The sequence below is a fragment of the Mycobacterium sp. TH-M103 genome (assembly GCF_057473785.1).
This window is the reverse complement of sequence record NZ_JBYCLG010000007.1, coordinates 1-3,894: the sequence shown is the minus strand read 5'-3', so window position 1 is coordinate 3,894 and position 3,894 is coordinate 1. Positions and strand designations below refer to the sequence as shown.

The 3,894-nt window shown below is 68.4% G+C and carries 2 protein-coding genes; both read right to left on the bottom strand.

The features are described 5' to 3' along the window. On the bottom strand, positions 1 to 1,017 hold a 1,017-nt coding region (locus AC2VOR_RS00290), incomplete at its 3' end, for a type III polyketide synthase (protein WP_486962981.1). A gap of 153 nt (positions 1,018 to 1,170) precedes the next feature. Next, positions 1,171 to 3,894: type I polyketide synthase (locus AC2VOR_RS00285; RefSeq protein WP_486962980.1), on the bottom strand; the 2,724-nt coding region annotated here is incomplete at its 5' end.

Genomic DNA, 3,894 nt, shown 5'->3' with positions numbered 1-3,894 from the left:
CATCAGCCCGGGGCTTTCGCTGGGCGGCGGCTTGGCGATGGTGTCGCGCAGGATGTGCAGCACCGAGGCCGACGAGAGGTTGGCGATCTCCCCCAGCGAGCGCCACGTCAACTCGAGTGCCTCGGGCGGCAGATCGAGGCTGTCGGTGATCGCGTTGAGGACCTTGGGCCCGCCGGGATGGGTGACCCAGGCACCGATGTCGTCCGTGCTCAACCCGTGCGCGGCGAGGAACCCGTTGACGTCGTCGGCGAGGTAACGGTGGATGAGCGCCGGCAACTCCGGGGACAGCACCAGTTGGAGGCCGGCGGAACTGACGTTCCAGCCCATGATGTTCAGCGAATCGGGGTACAGGCGGCTGCGCGTGTCGACGATGTCCGGGCCGCTGGCGCGGAGTCGTTCGTCGCGTTGGGCCCGGCGCTCCCCCACGGCCACCACCGCGGCCGCACCGTCGCCGAACAGGGCGCTCCCGACCAGGCCCGACACCGTGGGTTTGCACGCCGGGTACGTCAGCGAGCACAGCTCGACCGAAAGCAGCACCGCGACGTCGTCGGGCGCGCCGCGCAGATAGTCGTGCACCCGGGCCACCCCCGCCGCGCCGGCGACGCAGCCGAGGCCGAACAGCGGCATGCGGCGCACGTCGGGTCGCAGGCCGAGCCGTCCGGCGATCCGGGCGTCCAGCGACGGCACGGCGACGCCGGTGACCGTCGTGGTCATGATCATGTCGATGTCCTGGGGCTGCAGACCCGCCTCATCCAGCGCACCCAGCAGCGCCTCGCAGCCGAGTTCGACCGCGTTCTCGATGAAGATCTCGTTCGCCTCGCCGAAGTCGGTGAGCGACGCGTACCTTTCCAGCGGGAGGACGAGGTGGCGCGCGTTGACCTTCGCGGCGGCGTGCAGGCGCCGAACGATTTCCTCGTGCTCCTTGAGCCCGGGGAACTCGACGAACTGGTCGGTGACCTCGCTCTGGCTGTACCTATTCGGCGGCAATGCCCCGAACACACCCGCTATGACGCTCAATGTTCTACCTCCGGTGCCCCCGCCCGAAAAAGGCCCCCTGCGGTCGAAATCTTAGGACGTAATTTTCACGGTCGCAAAATTCTCGCTATTAAACACATGTGGTATTAGTACGGGATTTTCGCCACGTAATCGCCGCTGCCAGCAAGAATTTCGTCAATCGACGTCCTCGGGCTCCTCCGAATTCAGCGCCATCGCCACCAATGCGTCGGGGCTGAGCGCGTCGATCTCATCAGCCCCGACCGGTGCGTCACGAGCCGGAAGTTGACCGGCGACCAGCAGAAGTTCGTCAAGCAATCCGGTGCGCCGCAGTTCGCGTAACGGAATCTTGCGCAGCATCGACCAGATCCGTTCTTCTTCGGATTCCCCGGCCTCGCAGTGCAGCAATCGTTGCTGCAAGTGCTCGGCCAATGCGGCCGGCGTGGGATAGTCGAATATCAGGGTGCGTGACAAAGCCAACCCGACGTCGCTTCCGAGGCGATTGCGCAACTCGACGCCGGTCATCGAATCGAACCCCAGGTCCTGGAAGGCCTGTTCGGCATCGATGTCACTGCCGGCCGGGTGGCCCAAGACAATCGCCGCATTCGAGCACACCAATTCCACGAGCCGACGACGCTGATCGTCGGCGGACAACGCGTGCAGTCCGTCGGCCAGGGTGGCCGGTCGCGGCGCCGTCTCTCCCCGCTCATCCAGCCAAAATCGCTGCCTGGCAAAGCCGTACGTGGGCAACTCGACCGGGTGGGCATCGACGTCTGCAAACGCCCCGGCCCAGTCCACGGGTACGCCCGTAGCGAACAACCGTGCGGCCGCACCGAGCGCCGAGTCGATTTCGGGCCGGTCCCTGGGCATCGTCACCACCGCGAAGGCCCGCTCGTCGGTCAGGATCTGCTCTATAGCGGCGCTCAGACCGCCGGCGGGGCCGATTTCCACGAACACGCCGGCTCCCAGCGACTCGGCCAACCCGACCCCGTCGGCGAAGCGCACCGGGCGACGCACATGTTCCACCCAGTAATCCGGCGAGCCGTACCCATGACCGGCCAACCGCCCAGTCACGTTCGATACCAGCGGAATTCGCGGTTCTGCGGCCGTCACGCCGGAGACCACCGTCGCGAAGTCCCCGAGCATCGGCTCCATCAACGCCGAATGAAACGCATGCGAGACCGCCAGGCGGCGTACCCGCCGGCCATCCCGGGCCAACCGGTCCACCACGGCGTCGACGGGTTCTGCTGCACCGGAGAGCACCACCGAGGCCGGGCCGTTGACCGCTGCGATGCTGACACCGTCGACGAGCAGGGGGGCCACCTCGGCCTCCCCGGCCGCCACTGCGACCATCACCCCGCCGGCGGGAAGCGCGCTCATCAACCGCCCCCGGGCCGCCACGATTTCGGATGCATCCTGCAGCGACAGGGCGCCGGCAACATACGCCGCGGCGATCTCGCCCACCGAATGCCCCATCACCAGATCGGGCTCCACACCCCACGACCGCCACAATGCCGCCAATGCCACCTCGACGGCGAACAGCGCCGGCTGGGCAAACTCGGTGTCATGCAGCAGGTCTGGGTCACTGCCCCACATCACCTGCTTCAGGGGCAGCCGCATCCGGGCATCCAGTAGGCGCGCTGCCTCGTCAAAGGCGTTGCCGAACAACGAGAACCGCTCGTGGAGCCGGCGCCCCATCGCCAACCACTGCGCGCCCTGACCGGGAAAGACGAACGCCGTCTTACCCACCGGTCGCACCCGCCCCGCGATGACGTCGGCACCCGGCTCACCGGCGGCCAACTCCGCCAGGCCGACGGTGACCTGCTCGCGAGTCGAGCCCACCAGCACCGCCCGATGCTCGAACACCGAACGCGTCGCGACCAACGACCACGCCACATCGCAGGGGCGAAGCTCCGCGTCGGCGGAGACGTGCGTCAGCAACCGTGTCGCCTGGTTGCTCAGCGCCGCGGCCGAGCGGGCCGACAACACCCACGGCACCGCCACGTCATCCCGTTGGGCCCCGGGCCTTTCCGAGCGCGGCGGGGCCTGTTCGACGATCACGTGCGCGTTGGTGCCGCCCATGCCGAACGACGACACCCCGGCCCGCCGCACATCGTGTTGCCATGGCAGCGGCGTGGTGTTGACCCGCAGGCCAAGCGCCGGCAGGTCGAGGGCCGGATCGGGGGTGGAATAGTTGAGACTTGGTGGGATCAAGGCGTTTTCGATCGCCAGCACTGCCTTCAGTAGGCCGGCGACCCCCGCGGCGGCTCCGGTGTGGCCGATGTTGGTCTTCACCGATCCCACCCGCAACGGCTCCTCGCGAGGGCCCGCGAAAACCTCCCCGAGTGCGTTCGCCTCCACGGGATCGCCGACCCGGGTGCCCGTGCCGTGCGCCTCGACGTAGTGGAGATCGCCGGCTTCCAGACCTGCCCGGGCCAGCGCCGTGCGGATGACGTCGGCCTCGCCGGGAACCGAGGGCACGGTCTGACCGGCGGCGGTATGCCCGGCGTTGCCCACCGCACTGCCGCGGATGACGGCGCGGATGCGGTTCCCGTCATCGAGGGCGGCGCGCAGCGGTTTGAGCAGCACGAGGCCGGCGCCTTCGCTTCGCACGTAACCGTCCGCGCGTGCGTCGAACGCGTAGGTGTGACCCGACGGTGACACGGCGCCGAATGCCGTTTCCAGCGCCCGGGTTTCGTCCGCCAGGTTCAGCTGGAGGCCGCCGGCTACCGCCAGCGCGGACTCACCGCGGCGCAGGCTCTCACAGGCCAGGTGCACGGCGACCAGCGACGACGACTGGCCGCTGTCGACGGTCAGGCTGGGGCCGCGCAACCCGAATGCATACGAGACCCGGTTGGCGATCATTCCCCGGGCGATACCGGCGAACGACTGATGATCGAG